Origin of the sequence: Flavobacterium stagni, assembly GCF_004122105.1 — a bacterium.
Classification (GTDB): domain Bacteria; phylum Bacteroidota; class Bacteroidia; order Flavobacteriales; family Flavobacteriaceae; genus Flavobacterium; species Flavobacterium stagni.
In genome coordinates, this window is sequence record NZ_SBKN01000004.1 from 1 (window position 1) to 21,766 (window position 21,766).

General features: G+C 40.5%; 5 protein-coding genes. All 5 read left to right on the forward strand.

Annotation, left to right across the window (positions count from 1 at the left end):
* Window positions 1–421: T9SS type A sorting domain-containing protein (locus EQG61_RS07570; protein ID WP_164974908.1), on the forward strand; the 421-nt coding region annotated here is incomplete at its 5' end.
* A gap of 312 nt (window positions 422–733) precedes the next feature.
* A complete protein-coding gene (locus EQG61_RS07575) occupies window positions 734–3,871 on the forward strand; it encodes a PAS domain S-box protein (protein WP_129461322.1) in 3,138 nt (1,045 codons plus the stop codon).
* A gap of 1,128 nt (window positions 3,872–4,999) precedes the next feature.
* The gene (locus EQG61_RS07580) at window positions 5,000–11,083 is read left to right on the forward strand and encodes a YDG domain-containing protein (RefSeq protein WP_129461323.1); all 6,084 of its coding nucleotides are present in this window, start codon (window positions 5,000–5,002) and stop codon (window positions 11,081–11,083) included.
* Window positions 11,084–11,532: 449 nt separating this feature from the next.
* Window positions 11,533–15,687, forward strand: coding sequence for a glycine-rich domain-containing protein (locus tag EQG61_RS07585; protein WP_129461324.1), 4,155 nt, complete (start codon window positions 11,533–11,535; stop codon window positions 15,685–15,687).
* A 225-nt stretch (window positions 15,688–15,912) separates the two neighbouring features.
* Window positions 15,913–21,594, forward strand: a complete 5,682-nt coding sequence (locus tag EQG61_RS07590) for a hypothetical protein (RefSeq protein ID WP_129461325.1) — start codon at window positions 15,913–15,915, stop codon at window positions 21,592–21,594.
* Window positions 21,595–21,766: the final 172 nt, after the last annotated feature.

Sequence of the window (21,766 nt, forward strand, 5' to 3'; positions counted from 1 at the left end):
AAATGCGAACTACTTTAGATTGACTGATTTCCCGGGCTTGGTTCCTGGTGAAACGTATTCCGTGCAAGTAGCGGTGAAAATGCCCAACCAACCTGATTTTGGATCGTTTAGTAAAACGTGCTCGATTATTGTTCCTATGAATGCACGAGCGGTAGAAACAAGTACGGAACCAATGGCTTTTGAAGTGACTGTTTATCCGAACCCATTTGCAGAGAATTGCTACTTCAAAGTGAATTCAGCGAGCACAGCAGATTATACAATTCAAGTATATGATATGTTAGGTAAAATGGTGGAATCGAAAACGGTTTCATCCGATTCAGTGGAAAGCACAGAAGTAGGGGCTAACTTCCCAGCAGGTGTTTACAATGTGATCTTAACACAAGGTGAGAATATCAAAACACTACGTGTAGTGAAACGATAATCAATTTTCTTTAAGATGATATAAATTAAGGCCTCTCCATTAGAGAGGCCTTTTTTATGCGCCATACAAATATTCCTACCTAATTCGTAATTCTTTAATCATTAAATCAATTAAACTTTTTCGCATATTCTCAATCCTGACGCATCAGTGAAGAATAAAGTTCAATTCTTATGTTATTTTTTTTTAAAAGTTTTAAAAGAATTAAGAATAGTTTATACTCGAGTAATGTATGTTTGTGCCGATATCCCCAGAATCTGACTGATAATACTTACCCAATTTGTTGAAAAACAATTTTTATAAAACTGATATGTTATGAAAAAAGCTCCCATTTTTATTCATGAAAAGGAACGACTTCAGGAGCTGGAAAGCTATGAACTTATCGGGCTGGATGAGCATGAAGACTATGACTTCATCACCTCGATGGCTGCCCAAATCTGTGGTACTAAAATTTCTTTAATCAGTTTAATTACCGAAGATAAGCAGTGGTTTCTCTCGCATCGAGGTATGACTGTACGTGAAACACCTCGTGATATTGCGTTCTGTGCTCATGCTATAGTGGACCCCCACCAACCTTTAATCGTGGAAGATGCACGAAAGGATGAACGCTTTTTTGATAATCCGCTGACTGTAGAAGATCCCAATGTAGTGTTTTATGCAGGATTTCCCTTGGTCGAGTCCAATGGCTATGCCTTGGGTACCTTATGTGCTATTGATCATGAACCCAAAACCTTAACGTCTGAACAGATTAGTCAATTGCAAAAGTTGGCTCGTCAAACGGTGAAGCTTTTTGAAAACCGCAAATACAACTTGCAATTAGAAGCGTTGTATCTTGAATTGGAAAAGAAGAATCAATTGTTGGAGGCCACTCAAGCTGTCAATCAATTGGGAACCTGGGAGCTTGACATCGCGACAGGGGCAACTGTTTGGAGTGATGTGGTCTATACCATTCACGAAGTGTCTGAAGATTTTGAACATAACAAAAGCATAGGTCTTGCTTTTTTTCATCCCGAATCCCGACCTAATATTGATGTTGCACTACACGAGTGCATTCAATCAGGAACTCCTTTTGATTTGGTGTCTCGTTTAATTACCGCTAAAGGAAACCATATTTGGGTGCGCTCCACGGGGCGGAAATTAGGGGAGAAATTAGTTGGAAGTTTTCAAGACATCACAACCCTCAAGAGTGATGAGATACGTTATAAATCTGTTCTAGAAGGTACCAATGTAGGTACCTGGGAGTGGAATGTGCAAACGGGTAAATTAGTTTGTAATGCCCGTTGGGGTGCCATTGTTGGAGCCACTTTTGCTTCGGCAGAAATTTGTGATGCAAGTCTTTGGGAAACCTACACGCACCCTCAGGATTGGGTAGAAGCCTCGCGGCGCTTGCAAGCTTGTTTTGATAAAGTATCCGACTTCTATGAAATGGAATGCCGTATGCAACACCAAGACGGACATTGGGTGTGGGTGTATTGCCGCGGTACGGTATTTGAATGGACCGAATCGGGGGCACCTTTAATGTTTTATGGAACGATACAAGAAATTACGGAACGCAAACAAAAGGAAGAAGCCTTACGTATTAGTGAAGCAGCTTTTCGCGGTAATTTTGAAAATGCCGGGATTGGTATGGCACTGCTCGATATCAAAGGCAATTGGTTGAAAGTAAACCAAAAGGTCTGTACGATCATTGGGTATTCCGAAGCGGAACTGTTGGCCTTGAATTATCAAACCGTTACCCATCCCGATGATTTGGATAAGGATTTGATGTTACTTAATGAACTCATTCGCGGGAAGCGCAGTCATTACCAATTAGAGAAAAGGTATTTTCACAAGAATGGTCATTTGATTCATGTCATCCTTGCGGTCTCTGCTGTGCGGGATACAGAGGGGTCATTACTCTATTTTATTTCCCAATTTATTGACATTACGGCGGCCAAACAACAACAAGTGGCGTTGGATTATCAACGTAATTTGTTCACCGCTTTGTTCGATCTTTCGCCCATAGGAATCGCCTTGAATGATTATGAAACTGGAGCCTATCTGGAGGTAAATCAGGCGTTGTTGCAATCCTCGGGTTTTAGTTATGAAGACTTTTTGGCATCCAACAATTGGTTTTCGGGAAATCCAGCCTACACCGATAAAGAACGTTTGGCATTGGAACAACTCCAAACCCAAAGTGCATATACCCCTTTTGAAAAGAACATTACCTGTTCCGATGGAACCACTTACCCCGTAATCCTGCAAGGCGTGTTGATTCAAGACGAAGTGCATCAACGGCAATTGATATGGTCGTTTGTGCGGGATGTTCGCCATGAGAAGGAAGCTGAGCGCCAATTGCATGAGGCGATTGATAATTTGCAAGCCGTCTTGGACGGTAGTCGTCAAGTGGCTATTATTGCAACAGATATACACGGAACCATCACGCGCTTTAATTCAGGGGCTGAATTTTTATTAGGGTATCAAGCCAATGAAGTAGTGGGTAAAGCGAGTCCACAACTAATTCATTTGGCGAGTGAAATAGAAGTGGAGAGTCAGGCGCTCACCGCCAAATATCAAACTTCCATTACGGGGTTTGAAACGTTAGTATATGAAGCGAGTCAAGGGGATTCAACCACAAAGGAATGGACATATATTCATAAAGATGGCACGATGTTCCCTGTTTTGCTGTCGGTTAATGCGTTACGCTCCGAGGGTAAATTGGTGGGGTATCTTGCAGTGGCAACCGATGTGAGTGCCTTGAAAGCGGTGGAAAAGGAAATTACGTCTCTTTTGGATATTACCAACGAACAAAATGAACGCTTGCGTAATTTTGCCCATATTGTTTCTCATAACTTGCGTTCGCATAGCGGCGGATTTTCAGGAATTTTGGATTTGATTGATATGGAGTATCCTGATATTGCAGCCAATGAATTGGTCCAATTGATACGTCGTGGTGCCCATAATTTAAAACAAACGGTGCATGATCTTACTGAAATTGTAAAGGTGAATCTCACGCAAATTGAATCGGCCGATATCTCGTTGTACGATTTGATTCAAAAAAATATTGAAAGTTTACGAATTCCGATTCATCAAGCCGAAATTGAAATCCAGAATAGGATTCCCCCAGAACTGCGTGTCAAAGGGGTGCAAGCCTACATGGATAGTATTGTGTTGAATATGATTACCAATGCCATCAAATACCGCAGTTTAGAGCGTAGTAGTTATCTCAAAATCTCAGTTACTGAAGATGCCATTGAAAATATCCTGACTTTTGAAGACAATGGGTTAGGGATTGATATGCAGCGTCATGGTGAAAAGTTGTTTGGGATGTATAAAACCTTCCATAATCATGCCGATTCCCGTGGAGTAGGGCTTTTTATTACCAAAAATCAGGTGGAGAGTATGGGTGGTAAAATAGCTGTGGAAAGTGCTGTTAATGAAGGAACCACCTTTAGCATTACACTTCCCAAATAAGATTAATCGGGTTCCTCTCTTAAATTAATGATGATCGCATCCCACTTTATATTGTACAGCGAAACATCGAAATCAAGAGTTTAGTCAACGAAATACGCGTCTGTAGTAATGGAAAAGATGCTTATGAAACGCTGCTGGATTTGCATGCCCAAGGCAAACCAATGCCCGAACTGATCTTTCTGGATCTGAACATGCCCATTTGGTAGGGTTGGTACTTTTTGGAGGAATACATGTAGACGCCTTTTGCTGAACATTCGGAGGTGTATATTTTAACCAGTCCCAATAGTGATTTGGACTTATAGTTGGTTACTAAATACCCGTTACAAAATCACTATTTGACCAAGTTCTTGTATCGAAAAGCCTTGTGGGAAGTAGTGGAGCGTATGTGTTTACAATTGAACTAGGACGTCATGATGTTCTGTGGGGTGTATTTGGGATGGTTTGACAAAAAGGAAAGCGAGAATCACTATTACTTAGGATACACCTAGTAATACCTTTAGGTATTTTTTATACTACTTTAATAGTACTCTATTAGTGTTGTATCAGTGCTATATCTATGCTGTATCTATGCTATATCTATGCTGTATATATACCAAAGTGTGTTAGTAATGTTTAATAAAGCGAGAGGAGATTTGAGTTATAAATTATGAATTATAACTATACTGATGACTGATGACTGATGACTTACGACTTAAGACTTACGACTTAAGACTTACGACTGATGACTTACGACTGATGACTTCAAGTTTTTTGGACAGTACACCCAGAAATACCCCTGTTTCCTTTCTATAGATTATCCTTTTTTGATGGTCGTTGAAGTGTATTTCAAATTATCGATAAACGTCACTTTTTTAACACTTCTCTTGGGTAAAATTCTTACTTATATGGAAAAGTACTACAAGAAATTAAAGCGAATTTCGACACGATTTCCTCCATAAACTGTGCAAAAAGAACGTTTTTTGGAGTTGTTGAATGTTGTTGGTCGGTAAAAAAGGTTATACATCGATTTTGTTTGATATGTTAAAAAAACCGCTTGAAGAAATGGTTTTTTCACTTAATTTTACACCCCCTGAACGAACTCATTTTCAACAGGGTAAAAGGCGAAATTAGACTCTAAAACAGTATCGAATGATGGAAAAATCTACTTCGAAAGCATACGGATCAAGTATGCCAACCTACAGCTTGCGATGGCTATTCTTAATCGTGTTATTGGTATTTGCAAATACTTTAACCTTTGGACAATTGTTCCAACAAAATTTTAGTTCGTCTACAACCGTAGCCGATTATGCCAATGCTACTACTCCAACAAACGGACAGTTCAATGCGATTTCTACCTCTGGGGCAGGTACAGTTTTGTCGATCAATACGACAACATCGAATAAACTGCGATTTGCACGTACAGGAAATGCAGGGGCATTTTCTAGAACGACTGATTTTACAGGAACCCCAACCAGTTTGTTGTACCGTTTTGATTTTACGTTAAGTGCAAATTCTACAGCAACTACAAATGCAGCTACATTTCAGATAGGAAGTGGTTTTGGTACGGCGAGTAGTACAGAGACTAATGCGAATACCCATTCTCGAATCGGTGTTAACTTTACGACCACAGCAGGTCAATTTTCTTTACGGGATATTGGTGGTGGAACAAGTTCGGCCAATTTTACCGGTGTTCAAACAATTTTGTTAGCCATCAACAACTCTGGAGCAACTTTGACTTATCGTGCTCCTAACGGTACTTTTGAAACGGTTGCCAATGATACACAAGATGTTTGGGTTGGGACAACAAAAGTTTTTAATGATATTGCAGCAACTACTGCAACTCAAACTTTAACTGATATTAAGTATGTTATTTCTGGAGCTAATGGTACAACGGATTTTGATAACTTTTTAATTGATCCAATACCAGCTGTTCCAACATCTAATGCAGCTTCTTCTATTACCTCCTCTGGATTTACTGCCAATTGGACAGCTGTGTCAGGTGTTACAGGTTATCGTATTGATGTCGCAACCGATGCTGCATTCACAAGTTTAGTGTCGGGTTATAACAATCTATATGTTTCTGGTCAAGCAACCAACTCGTTAAATGTTACAGGGCTAAGTGGCAATACTACTTATTATTATAGAGTTCGTGGTGCTTCTCAATACACTGTTGATGAATTTGCTGGTGGAAATTCTACGTCTCAAAGTTTAACAACTTTATCATCTGCCGCAACCGATTTCTGTAACATTCAATTCCCAACCAGTGCTACTATTGGCGAGGGTGAAACAGTTGCTGTATATGCACAAGCGTATGAGCCAGGCTTAACAGAAGCGGCAGGTGCTGGTTCAGGTTTGTCTGCATGGATTGGATACAGCGCAACCAATTCAGATCCTTCATTAGGAGGATGGACATGGGTGGCAGCAACATTTAATATTCAATCAGGAAATAATGATGAGTTTGTGGCCAATTTAGGTAGTGGTTTAGCCATTGGAACCTATTATTATGCCTCTCGTTTTCAAATAAATTCAGGGCCTTATACTTATGGTGGTACAGCAGGTAACTGGTCAAGTACAGCCAATAATGGTGTTTTAACCGTCACTTCAAATGTTGTTGACTTTGCCAATATTCAATCGCCTACTTCAGGTTCAATTACAGAAGGCGGTACCTATTCCGTTTATGCTCGTGTGTATGAGCCGGGGGTTACTGTTCCCGCGGGTGCAAGTGCCAACATAACGGCTTGGATTGGAGTAAATGCTTCTAATACAAATCCAAATACTTGGACAACATGGATTCCGGCTACGTTTAATGCGCAATTTGGAAATGATGATGAATATTTTGCTAATATCGCTTCAGGGTTAACACCTGGTACCTATTACTATGCTTCGCGTTTTCAAAAAACGGGCAGTACTGAATACAGCTATGGTGGTGTAGGTGGATTATGGAGTAATAACAGTGGTGTACTTACTGTAAATCCTGATGTGGTTGATTTTGCTAATATTCAATTCCCTGCTTCGGGGTCAGTGGCTGAAGGCGGTACTTTAAACGTTTACATTCAAGCGTATGAGCCTAGTTATACAGAAGCTGGCGGAGCCAATGCAGGATTAACAGCTGAATTGGGTTACAGTTCGACCAATTCCAATCCCAACGGTGCGGGTTGGACATGGATTGCCACTACTTATAATACACAATCGGGAAATAATGACGAATATGTGGCCAATATTGCGGCAGGTTTAACGCCAGGTACCTATTATTATGCTTCTCGTTTTAAAAAATCAACCAGTACCTATTACCAATACGGAGGAACCAATGGAGTTTGGAACAACGATAATGGGGTATTAACCATTACGGCTGCCACACCGGTAGTCAGTTCAGGTTCGCCATCAGGTACTGTAGGTGTTGCGTTTTCATATTCCATTGTTGCATCCAATTCACCCACTTCATTTGCGGTGTCATTGGGTACATTACCTTCAGGATTAACGTTAAATACTACAACTGGTCAAATTACCGGTACGCCAACAGCGGCTGGAACATTTGTAGTTAGCGTAACCGCTTCAAATGCGGCGGGTACAAGTACACCTGCAACATTAACCTTCACTATTGCGCAAGGAAGTCAGACCATCACGTTTGGTGCATTAGCCAATGCTACTTATGGGGATGCTCCTATAGCTTTAACGGCTACTGCTTCTTCAGGATTAACAGTTTCGTATAGCAGTTCTGATACCAATGTGGCAACTGTTTCTGGAGCTACTTTAACAATCGTGGGAGTAGGGACTACTACAATTACAGCTTCGCAAGCGGGCGATGCTAATTATACAGCAGCGACCTCGGTAAATCAATCGTTTACTGTTGGAGCAAAAGGATTAACAATTTCTGGCATTACAGCCAATGACAAAGTACAAGACGGTACTACAACGGCCACTTTAGCAGGAACCGCTACATTAGTAGGTGTTGTTTCGGGTGACGAGTTGTTGGTAAGTCTTTCCGGTACACCGACCGCTAATTTTGCAACGGCATTACCGGGTGCAAACCAAGTGGTTACCGTGTCAGGTTATACATTATCAGGAACAAAGGCTGGTAACTATACTGTAGCACAACCTTCAGGTTTAACCGCTTCGATTACGGCGTTAAATACATCGGTAGCTACAGCCGACACCAATGCAACGGCGACATCTTTTGATGCGAATTGGAATGCGGTTACAGGCGCTTCAGGATATCAATTAGATGTTTATCAAGAAACGACCACTTTTACACCAGGATTATCTGTTTTAAATAATACAGGTACTTTAGGTGCATCGGGTTGGACAGAAACGGCTACTCAAGGAACTGTTTCTGGAAACAGTTATTATCAATTGTTAACTTCAACTTCAGTATTGATTAGTCCTGCAATGGATTTTTCGAATTTGTCTAATAAATCTTTGGTTTTCAAGGCACGTACTTTTGGAGGGCCATCAACAGCTGAAGCTACAATTACAGTTTCTATTTCGACTAATAATGGTTCCACATGGACAACCCTTGGAACTCGTATCCCTGGTTCGACAACATTAACCAATCAAGCTGTGTTTGACTTAAATAGTTATACAGGAACTCAAGTGAAGATTCGTCTTCAAACATTGGGTGCAGCAGGAGGTAGAGGAGTTGGAGTAGATGATATCATTTTAACAGCTGATCAAACTATCGTTAATCAAACCTTTTTGTCAGGATATAACCCTATGGTATTAGGAGCAGTTACATCTACTACAGTGACTGGTATAACTTCTTGTACTCAATATAAATACAGAGTTCGTGCAATCAACGGATCAATTGTTACTGCAAATTCAAATGTAATTACAGTTGAAGCGGTTTCTATAGGCGGAACAGCAACAGGTGATCAAACCATTTGTGAAGGAACACAACCTGCTGCATTGAATGTAAGTGGTCAATGCGGTTCTATTGTAAAATGGCAATCGGCAAGTGATGCATTGTTTACAACGCCAGTAGATATTGCCTCCACAGCTACTACTTTGAGTGGAGCTACTATAGGTAACTTAACAGCTACTACGTATTTCAGAGCTGTAGTTCAAAATGGGACACGTCCCGTGGCATATTCGAATGCAGTAACCGTTACTGTTACTCCTTCTACGGTAGCTTCGGTAGCTATTGTTTCTACAGCAACTACGATATGTATGGGAACTTCAGTAACCTTTACTGCTACACCAACGAACGGTGGCACAACCCCTTCGTACCAATGGAAAGTGAACGGAAACAATGTGGGTACAGATAATGCTATTTTCACTACAACGGCTTTGGCTAATGGTGATGTGGTAACCGTAGAAATGACTTCCAATGCGACACCTTGTTTAGTAGGTTCGCCCGCTACTTCGAATAGTATTGCTATCACCGTAAATGCTTTAGCTGCGGCTACGATTTCTGGTACTAACGGTCCGGCACTTTGCCCAGGTAGTGATGTTACCTTTACCGTAACAGGAACTTCGAATGCCATTTTATATTATAATTTGAATGGAGGAAGTACAGCGTTTACTGTGTTAACAGGAGGTTCCGCTACCATTACTGTTACAGGAGCGACTTCAACCCAAACCTTGAATTTAGAATCTGTTGACAATGGAATTTGTCCGGTTACTTTGTCTGAATCCGCTTCAGTAACTGTTGAAACAACTACTTGGGATGGTACAGCATGGAGCAATGGTGCGCCTTCAGCAACTAAAGCAGCTATCATTGCGGGTAACATGACCATTACTTCTAATATTGAAGCTTGTAGTTTAATTGTAAATAACAATGCGGTGGTTACGGTTGCCTCAGGTTATAATGTAACCTTACAAAATGCATTAACAGTAGCTTCAGGAAGTACCTTTACAGTAAATAGTAATGCCAACTTGATTCAAGTGAATCCAGCCGCTGTGAATAGTGGAAATATCGTAGTAAAACGTACAACCAACCCATTAATGCGTTTTGATTATGTATTATGGGGTTCACCTGTTGCGGCGCAGAATATCTTTAATTTCTCACCGTTGACTTCTGTGAGTCCGACTGTTCGTTTCTATTCTTATAATAGCACAACGAATTCGTATAATTCAGTTTCTGATTATGCTACACACGTAATGAATGTTGGAAAAGGCTATTTGATTCGTTTACCGTTTAACCACCCTACGGCACCTGCCACTTGGACAGGTTCGTTTACAGGCGTACCTAACAACGGTACGGTAACGGTTAGCTTAGCGAATAATGGAGCAGGTTTCCGTTATAATGCGGTAAGTAATCCGTATCCATCGACTTTAAGTATGGCACAGTTCTATGCGGATAACGTGAATAACATTGAGCCTACTTTGTATTACTGGAGAAAAACCAACAGTACGTCGAATCCTTCGTATTGTTCGTACAACTTATTTACCGATACATTCATTGATAACGATCAGCCGTTTACAGAGAATCCAAATGGTGCTATTCAAGTAGGACAAGGATTCTTTGTAGAAGCCAAAGACGCTTCAACCAGTGTTGAATTTAACAACGGACAACGTATTGGTAACAATGCCAACCAAATGTTCCGTAACGCAACGCCAAGTGCACAAACTATAGAGAAACACCGTATTTGGTTGAATCTTACCGGTGCAGCAGGAGAGTTCTCTCAAGCGATGGTTGGGTATTTCACAGGAGGTACTTTGGGTGCTGATGCTACTGACGCCAAGTTCTTTAATGACGGTATTGCGGTGTTGAATTCAAAAATTAATGGTACAGAATACATTATGAATGGTCGTCCAGTTCCTTTTGATGCGTCGGATATTGTGCCGATGAATTTGAAAGTAACAACTGCTGGAACATATACGATTGCCATCGATCACAAAGACGGATTGTTTGCGGATACAGCACAAGATATTTTCTTGAAGGATAATGAAACAGCTACGTATCACAATTTGAATAATGGTCCGTATACTTTCACAGCGCAAGCGGGTGCTTTTGAAAACCGTTTTGAATTGGTATATCAAAATGCATTAGGAACAATCGATCAAACATTAGATGCAACTGCTTTTGCCGTGGTAAAATCCAACGGTAAAGTAAGTGTTAAAGCCAATACTACATTAGAAACTGTGTCTATCTATGATATTCATGGCCGATTAATCACACAAGTTACGAATGTGAATGCACAAGAAGTAACGGTACCGGTGCAAGTTGCGGACCAAGTTTTACTGGTTCAGGTAACTACAACCGATAAGAAAACAGGAGTGAAGAAAGCGTTATAAAAAATAACTCCCGTTAAATTAGAGCGTGAAAGAGCTGTCATTAGTGGCAGCTCTTTTTTTTGTAGGAAATAGATTTAAATAATTTTTTAAAACTATGGAGCGAATTGTTACGTATATGCATTAAAAATGTTAAATGTTTGCGACCTCAATTTCAATACGTTATGCTATAAATACTAAAATACTTACAAAAAACAAAGTTTTAATTGTAAGGTATTTAGCTGATAATTTTGTTAAAACGTTGTAATTCAAATGATTTTAGGTGTTTATTTTGTAAGAATTAGTCCTTTCTGGTCTCGGTTAAAAGTGAAATTTATCGATGAAATTCAAAAAAAATCTTAAAAAGTGGACTTTGTCGAGTTTTTAAATCGTTTGCCGTAAGTTTGCCAACTTTTATCTATAGTACTTCTAATTTTGTATTCAAATCGCTCTAATTAATTTATATAACGCAAATGGAAAAAATGTACACACAATTATCGAAGAGATTCTGTTATTTGTTTTTGTTGTTTTTGTTTTTTGGCAATGTGGGTCAACTTATGGCTCAGTCATCAACATACAATGCTGATGGAACTTTTACAGCACCTCACAACACAAGTTCAGTTACTGTAGAGTGCTGGGGAGGTGGAGGACGTGGTGGATCCACGGCAAGTAACGGTACTGAAACCGGTGGAGGAGGAGGGGGTGCTTATGCCCGCAAAAATTCACAAGCAGTAACTCCTAATTCAAATTACACTGTTGTGGTAGGTGTTGGTAGTACAGGAACAACTGCTGGTGGTGATTCTTATTTTAACACTGCAGCTACTGTTATGGCCAAAGGAGGGAACTCAGTAGCCAATAATACTGCAGGTGGAGCAACCGGTGGATCAGCAGCTGCTTCAGTTGGTGATGTTAAATTTTCAGGAGGTAATGGAGCTAATGGTTCTAATGGTAACAATGGAGGCGGAGGCGGATCTTCTGCCGGTACTGCTGCAAATGGAACAAATGGAGGAAGTCCGGCTGGAGGTGTAGCGCCGACAGGTGGAGGAAATGGAGGAGCAGGACGTTCAGGAAGTAATGGAAATGGTAACGCAGGAAGTATTCCTGGCGGCGGCGGCGGCGGCGTACTATCGGGTAACACAAACAGTAGAACGGGTGGAGCTGGAGCGAATGGTCGTGTAGTCGTTTCATGGACATGTTCCAATGTATTGACATCAGGTACAGGTACAAATAATCAAACCATTTGTTTTGGTAGTGCGATTACAACCATTACGTATACATGTTCGGGTGCTTATGGGGCTACTTTTACAGGATTGCCAGCTGGGGTTACAGGAACCTACACAGATGGTTCAATAGTAATTTCTGGAACTCCTACAGTTACGGGGGTATTTAATTATACCGTAACTCCTACAGGCAGTTGTACATCTTCGATAGTAACAGGTACGCTTACTGTGAATCCAAAGCCTACAGATGTTACCGCTACTGCAAGTCAGAGTTCAATTTGTGTGGGTAGTAGTGTAAATTTAACAGCTGCTGCTAATTCTAATATTTTCTCAACTCCAATTACTGTTTTTTCTGAGAATTTCAATGCAGGAACAAATAGTTGGACCTTAACCAATACTGGTACAGGTGGTACACCCGCATTAGCGGATTGGACTTTGCGTGCAAATGGGTATACGGTAAGTTCTGAGACTTTCAATAGTAATGATGCTTCACAGTTTTACATGTCCAACAGTGATGCACAAGGAAATGGATCTACAACTGCAACGATTCTTCAATCCCCTGCATTTAGCACTGTGGGAATGAATTCTGCAAATTTAACTTTTTATCATTACTACCGCTATAATGGTTCAGAAACTGGATTAGTTCAAATTTCTACCAATGGTACAACTTGGACAACGCTTTCGGGTCCCTATACAGCTACTCAAGGTACTTCTACCAATTTTAGTTTGGTGACTTTGAATATTAATGCTTATATCAATCAACCAACCGTTTATGTTCGTTTCAAATACGATGCAAGTTGGGATTGGTATTGGGCAGTTGATAATGTTACAGTAAGTGGTATTTCTTCAACGCCAGAAGATTGTACCTATGCATGGACTTCTTCTCCAGCTGGGTTTACTTCTTCGCTTAAAAACCCTTCAGGAGTTACACCATCTGTAACTACAACGTATACAGTTGTTGCTACAAACGCGTTAGGTTGTTCAACATCGGCTTCAACAACGGTTACGGTTAATAATTACGTTACTGCATCAGTAAATATTGCGGCTTCTCAAACTACAATTTGTGAGGGCACTAATGTAACTTTTACTGCAACACCGACCAATGGAGGAACAACTCCATCTTATCAGTGGAAAGTAAATGGAAATAATGTGGGAACAGATAGTGCAACGTATGCTTCAACTAGTTTAGTTAATGGTGATGTAGTTACTGTGGTGATGATTTCTAATGCAACACCATGTGTTAATGGTACACCTGCTACATCCAATAGTATTTCAATGACTGTAATACCGAGTTTACCAGCTTCTGTAAGCATTGCAGCATCAGCGACAACCATCTGTGAAGGGACTTCAGTAACGTTTACAGCGACACCAACCAATGGAGGTTCAACCCCTTCGTACCAATGGAAAGTGAACGGTAATAACGTAGGTACAGATAATGCTTTGTATACGACTACAGCTTTACAAAATGGCGATGTGGTAACGGTTGTGATGACATCAAACGCTTCACCGTGTTTGACGGGTTCCCCTGCGACTTCAAATACTGTTACGATGACAGTAAATCCATTAGCGTCAGCAAGTATTACAGCTAACAATGGCCCTGTTCAATGTTATGGAAGCGATATTAGCTTTACGGTAAGTGGAACAACCAATGCGATTTTATATTATAATTTAAATGGAGGAGGGACTCAGTTTACGGTATTAACCGGTGGCTCGGCAACCATTACGGTAACGGGAGCTACGGCTTCACAAACTTTAAACTTGGTATCGGTAGACAACGGTCAATGTCCTGTAACCCTCTCAGAAACGGCTACAGTTACTGTAAATACCACAACTTGGGATGGAACATCATGGAGTGATGGTACACCAGATGCTACCAAGGCTGCTTTTGTAACCGGTAACTTAACCATTGCGAGTAACCTACAAGCTTGTGCGTTAGTGATTTCAAATAATGCTATCGTTTCGGTGGCTTCGGGATCGAATGTAACCTTACAAAACGCGATTTCAGTAGCTTCAGGAAGTAGCTTTACGGTGAATAGTAATGCGAACTTGATTCAAGTAAATCCGAATGCGGTGAATAGCGGAAACATCGTGGTAAAACGCGCTTCGAATCCATTGATTCGTTTGGATTATATCTTATGGGGTTCACCAGTGGCGGGACAGAATTTGTTCAACTTTTCACCGCTGACTTCTGTAAATCCTAATATTCGATTCTACCAATATAACCCTACAACAAATATTTACAATTCAATTGCTGACTATGCTACGCATACCATGCAAACGGGTAAAGGGTATTTAATTCGTTTACCGTTTAACCATCCTACGGCAGCAGCAGTTTGGAACGGTTCGTTCACGGGAGTTCCAAATAACGGTACCTATACGGTAACTTTAGGCAATACAGGATCAGGTTTTGGGTACAATGCGGTAAGTAATCCGTATCCTTCGACCTTGGATATTGCGCAATTCTACAGTGAAAATGCATCAAACGTTGAGCCTACTTTGTATTTCTGGAGAAAAACCAACAATGCAACCAAACCTTCGTATTGTACATGGAACATGGATACGGACACGTTTGTAGATAATGGAGAAGCCTATACGGAAACACCGAATGGCATTATCCAAGTGGGACAAGGATTCTTTGTAGAAGCGAAAGGCAGTGCGACATCTGTAGTATTCAACAATACCCAACGTGTGGGGAACAATGCCAACCAAATGTTTAAAACGCAAGGTGTTGCTACTCAAAATACAGAGAAACACCGTATTTGGTTGAATATTACCAGTGGTAACGACTTTGCACAAGCCGTAGTAGGTTACTTCAGTAACGGAACAGTAACCGCTGATGCAACGGATAGTAAATTATTTAACGATGGGAATTTAGCGTTAACTGCGCCTATTAATGGAGAGCAATATATTGTAAATGGTCGTCCAGTACCTTTTGATGCTGCTGATGTAGTGCCATTATCCTATAAAACAACTACAGCGGGTACAATGACTATAGCCATTGATCACGTGGATGGGTTATTTGTAGGTGGCTCACAAGCAATATACTTGCATGATTTAGCTGATAATACCTATCATAATTTGAATGCAGGTTCCTATTCTTTCACATCTCCAATAGGAACATTTGCCAACCGTTTTGAATTGGTATATCAAAATGCCTTAGGTACAATCGAAGTTACGCCTAGTTCAGAAGATTTATTGGTTACACATACGGAGCCATTAATCAAAGTTCAATTATTGCAAAATACAATTCAAGATGTTTATGTATATGACTTAAATGGAAGAATGTTAACCAGCAGTAAAGGGAATACTTCACAAAATGTAAATGTTCCGTTCTTGGGGGCACAACAGACATTAATTGTTGTTGTTAAAACTAATGATGGAAAAATTCTATCCAAAAAAGTGAATTAAATAATACACAGTACTTTATAGTAAGAAAAAAGAGTCAGCTAAATTCAAGTTGGCTCTTTTTATTTGTAAGAAATGGTGATTTAAAAATACAATAAATTGCATTTCGTCGATTATTTCTGTTTTTTATCGATAAAAAATTGCATTTCGTCGATTATTTTTTGTGATATTTGGTTCCGAATAGAAGTAAGTTTTACGACTATTTGAAGTCAAATCAACACAAATCTTATGAAAACAACAGTACTCATTAATAAGGAGCTGCATTTACATTCAGCACACATCAATGTGAAGAATTTAGTAGTTCTGACATTATTCTTTTTGTTATCCTACATTTCCAAAGGAGCAACAATCACCAGTACAGCAACGGGGGGCGCTTGGAATGCAACAACAACTTGGGTTGGAGGCGTAGTTCCTGCAACTACGGATAATGCAATTATAGCAACTGGAGCAACGGTAAATTTAACAGCTGCAGCTACTGCCGTAAATGTAACTGTTAATGCGGGTGGTACTTTAAGTATAGCTACTCAAATATTAACTGTTACGGGAACATTTGCCAATAATGGTACGCTTAATGGCACTACCGGTCGTTTGTATTTTGGGGGTAATGTAACCACTATGGGAACCCATACGTTAACAGGTACTCAAATCCGATTCACTGGTGCTGCGGCACAATCAATTGCTAGTTTTACAACAACAGGAATAGTGAATATGGTTAAAAATGGAGGAACAGCTACATTGACCGGAAATATTTCCTGTGGAGGTATTACCATCAACAGTACTGGAGGTAGTGTGTTAAATTTGGGTACAGCACTAACACATACTACAACAGGGGTTGTTACTTTAACACGAGGGACTTTAAATGGAGGCTCAAGTACGTTAAATGTAAATGTTGTAAGTACTACAGCTTGGAATGGATCAGGAACTGTGTTTGTGTCAGGAACGGGTACCGTAAATTTTGGAGCTGCGGGTAATCAAACCTTATCCAATAATCCTGTTACCAATTTTAATAATTTGACTTTCTCAAATACAGGAACAAAAACGATAACTACAGCCCGTTGTCAAGTAAATAATATTTTATCTATGGAAGGAAACGCAGTTTTATCTGCTGCTCCAACCTATGGAGCCGCTGCGACTCTACGATATAATCGAACAGCTGCTCGTGCCGCTGGAGTGGAATGGATTACTCCATTTGTAGCTACAGGAGGAGTTCAAGTGACCAATACGGGAACTATAACGATGAATGCGGCTAAAGTTTTTAATGCCTCAATTCCATTGTCAATTGCTACGGGAGCTACTTTGGCTACTGGAAATTTTCAATTGACATTAGGAGGAAACTTTACCAATTCAGGAACATTTACGGCAGGATCATCTGCAATCGTTATCAACAATACGATGGCTACGCAATCCATTTCTGGATTTACAACTACAGGATTGGTTAGTATGACCAAGACTGCGGGTGTTGCTACTTTTACAAGTAATGTTACTTCTGCAGGTTTGACTATTAATGGAACAGGAGGGACATTAAACTTAGGAGCTGCATTGACACATACATCATCGGGTGTCATTACGCTAACTGCAGGTTCATTAAATGGAGGTTCGAGTACATTAAATGTAAATGCAGTTAGTGCTACAGCATGGAATGGAACAGGAACTGTTTTTACTGCCGGTACCAGTACAGTAAACTTTGGAGCTGCAGGAGCACAAACACTTTCTGCATCTGCGACTACATTTTATAATTTGACGTTTTCCAATTCGGGTGTTAAAACACTAACTACAGCCAATTGTACAGCAACAAATACTGTATCCATGGAGGGTACTGCAACTGTTTCAGCGGCTCCCACCTATGGTAGCGCTGCCAAATTGATTTACAATACTGCTACAGCAAGAACTGCCGGAGTAGAGTGGATTACACCATTTGCGGCTACTGGAGGAGTGGTGATTGCCAATACAGGTATCATCACAATGAACAATGCAAAAGTGTTCAATACTTCGATTCCACTGACCATTAATACGGGGGCAACATTAGCTACTAATAATTTTCAATTGAATTTGGGAGGTGATTTTAATCGCTTAGGAAATTTTACCGCAGGAAGTTCGGCTGTAGTAATTGAAGGTACCATGGCAACACAAACCATTGTTGGTTTCACAACTACAGGTGTGGTGAGCATGACCAAAACTTCTGGAACAGCTACTTTTACAGCTAATGTTACTGCAGCGGGATTAACAATAAATGGAACAGGTGGAGCTTTGCATTTGGGCACGGGTTTAACACATACAATTTCTACCACTTTAACTCGAACGGCAGGAACGTTAAATGGAGGAGCAAGTACGCTACAATTAGCAGGTACAGTGAGTGGAACAGGTGGAACATTTGATGCGGGAACCGGTACTTTTGAATACACAGGCGCAGCACAATCCATTGCAGTATTACCGTATTACAATTTAACATTATCAGGTTCGGGTACTAAAACTTTTTCAGCTACGACAACCGTAACAAATACGATTTCCATTAATTCAGGAACCATCGCCAATTTAACGGCTGGTTTAACACATACTACCAATGGATTGATTCTGGGCGGAGTTGTACGTGCATCGGGTTCTTGGGGAGGCACAGGTTCAGGAGCCACAAATATTAATGCTACCTTTTTCACAGCGACAACAGGTAAGATTAATAATAACTGTTCCGTACCAACTATTACTTCACAACCTTCAGCACCCATAACAACTTGTTCAGGTTCGGGTGTACAAGTGTTGTCAGTAACAGCTACAGGAGCTGGGCTGACCTATTCTTGGAGAAAAGGGGGAGTGGCCGTATTAAATGGAGCCGTAATTTCCGGACAAGGAACAGCGACTTTAACCCTGACCAATCCAATTCTTAGTGATGCAGGTAGTTATGATGTTGTGATTACAGGGACATGTGCGTCTTCTGTAACTTCTAATGCAGTTTCTGTTGTAGTTGATGTACCATTAACTGCAGGGGTTTTAACGCCCTCTCCAGCTACTTCAAGTGTTTGTGATGGAACAAATGTATCCGTGACGGCAACCGCAGGAACGGGAGGTATTGGAACTGTAATGGATGAATTAGAAGTCAGTTTAAGTGGTGGTGCATTTGTGGCCTACACTTCAGGATCTCCTATAGCTACTGCTGGAGAAACCGCTGTAACTGTTCGTACACGTAGAACGGCAACGGGTCCTGGTTGTACAACATCTTCTTATAATACAGTCTCTTGGACAATTAATCCGTCTTTACCAGCTAGTGTTATTATTGCTACAGCTTCAACTACGGTTTGTGATGGTGAATTGGTTGAGTTTACCGCGACTCCAACTCATGGAGGAGCTTCACCTTCTTATCAATGGAAAATCAACGGTATCAATGTAGGAACCGATAATCCTATATTCTCGACTACTGATTTACTCAATGGAGACCAAGTTACTGTAGTAATGACTTCAAATGCTACGCCTTGTTTGGTAAATTCACCAGCAACTTCAAATACAATAACAATGACCGTTAACCCATTGGTGTTGGCAAGTGTTACTATTAGTACAGCCTCTACTACTGTTTGTGAAGGAGCAAGTGTTACTTTTACCGCAACCCCTACAAATGGAGGTACATCACCAGCTTACCAATGGCAAATTGATGGAAATGATGTGATTGGAGAGACTTCGAGTACTTTTACTACCAGTACATTATTGGACGGTGAAGTAGTGAGTGTAGTTATGGATTCAAATGATATATCACCCTGTTTAATTGGTTCTTCCATTTCTTCTAATGAAATTACAATGACCGTTTTACCCTACACTCCTGTAAGTGTTAGCATCGTTGCATCAGCAACTACGATTTGTGCAGGAACTTCGGTAACGTTTACGGCTACACCAACCAACGGAGGTTCAACACCTTCTTACCAATGGAAAGTGAATGGCAATAATGTAGGTACAGATAACGCTTTGTATACGACTACAGCTTTACAAAATGGCGATGTGGTAACTGTGGTGATGACATCCAATGCTTCACCTTGTTTGACAGGTTCGCCTGCGACATCAAACACTGTAACTATGACGGTAAATCCATTAGCAACTGCGAGTATTACAGCTAGCAACGGTCCGTCCCAATGTTATGGAAGCGATATTAGCTTTACGGTAAGTGGAACAACCAATGCGATTTTATATTATAATTTAAATGGAGGTGGAACTCAGTTTACGGTATTAACCGGCGGTTCGGCTACCATTACGGTAACGGGAGCTACGGCCTCACAAACTTTAAACTTGGTATCGGTAGACAACGGTCAATGTCCGGTAACCCTTTCAGAAACGGCTACAGTTGCTGTAAATACCACAACTTGGGATGGAACAGCCTGGAGTAACGGTGCGCCAGATGCTACGACGGCTGCTTTTGTAACAGGTAATTTAACCATTGCAAGTAACCTTCAAGCCTGTGCGTTAGTGATTTCAAACAATGCTATCGTTTCGGTGGCTTCGGGATCGAATGTAACCTTACAAAACGCGCTTTCAGTAGCTTCAGGAAGTAGCTTTACAGTAAACAGTAATGCCAACTTGATTCAAGTAAATCCGAATGCGGTGAATAGCGGAAACATCGTGGTAAAACGCGCTTCGAATCCATTGATTCGTTTGGATTATATCTTATGGGGTTCTCCGGTGGCGGGACAGAATTTGTTCAACTTTTCACCGCTGACTTCTGTAAATCCAAATATTCGTTTTTATCAGTATAATCCATCAACCAACGTTTATAACACGGTGAGTGACTATGCGACACACGCTATGCAAGCGGGTAAAGGGTATTTGATTCGTTTACCGTTTAACCATCCTACGGCAGCAGCGGTATGGAACGGTTCGTTCACGGGAGTTCCAAACAACGGAACCTATACAGTAACTTTAGGCAATACAGGATCAGGTTTTGGGTACAATGCGGTAAGTAATCCGTATCCCTCGACCTTGGATATTGCGCAATTCTACAGTGATAATGCATCAAACGTTGAGCCTACTTTGTATTTCTGGAGAAAAACCAACAATGCAACCAAACCTTCGTATTGTACATGGAATATGGATACGGATACATTTGTGGATAATGGAGAAGCCTATACGGAATCACCGAATGGTATTATCCAAGTGGGACAAGGATTCTTTGTAGAAGCGAAAGGTAGTGCGACATCCGTAGTATTTAACAATACCCAACGTGTGGGGAACAATGCGAATCAGATGTTTAAAACGCAAGGTGTTGCTACACAAAATACAGAAAAACACCGTATTTGGTTGAATATCACTAGCGGTAATGATTTTGCGCAAGCAGTAGTGGGTTACTTCAGTAACGGAACTTTAGCGGCAGATGCTACGGATAGTAAATTATTTAACGATGGAAACTTAGCTTTGACCACTTTAATTGGAACCTCTCAGTACGTTGTAAATGGAAGACCCGTTCCTTTTGATGCAGCCGATGTGGTGCCCATGAGTTATAAAGCAACGACACCCGGTATGATGACAATAGCAATTGACCGAGTGGATGGATTGTTTACTGGTGGATCACAAGCTATCTACTTGCATGATTTAGCTGATAATACCTATCATAATTTGAATGCAGGTCCGTATGTCTTCCAATCACAGGCTGGGACATTTAATAGCCGATTCGAATTAGTATATCAAAATGCGTTGAGTACTGTTTCACAAGAATTGGAGGCAAATCATTTCCAAGTGGTAAGAAAAGAAGGAACGCTTCATATTCAGGCCAATGAAATGATGGCACAAGTTATTGTGTTTGATTTGCAAGGTCGTGTTGTAGTTCAACAAAAGAATGTGAATCAACAAACTATTGTTTTACCGGGTGTAATCCAAGACCAAGTTTACTTGGTTCGTGTCATTACCACAACAGGTAAATCTGGAATAAAGAAAGTTTTGTAATTTAAATAGCGATTGATTTTGACAGCCTCTCTGAGTATTTCAGAGAGGTTTTTTCTTTTATGTAAGAAAAAAGTTAATAAGTGTAGATGTAAAAGTGTGTTCGTCGTTATCATAGTGTATTTTGTCGAAAACAAAAATTAGACAAATGGAAGAATAATCCGATAAAAATTGT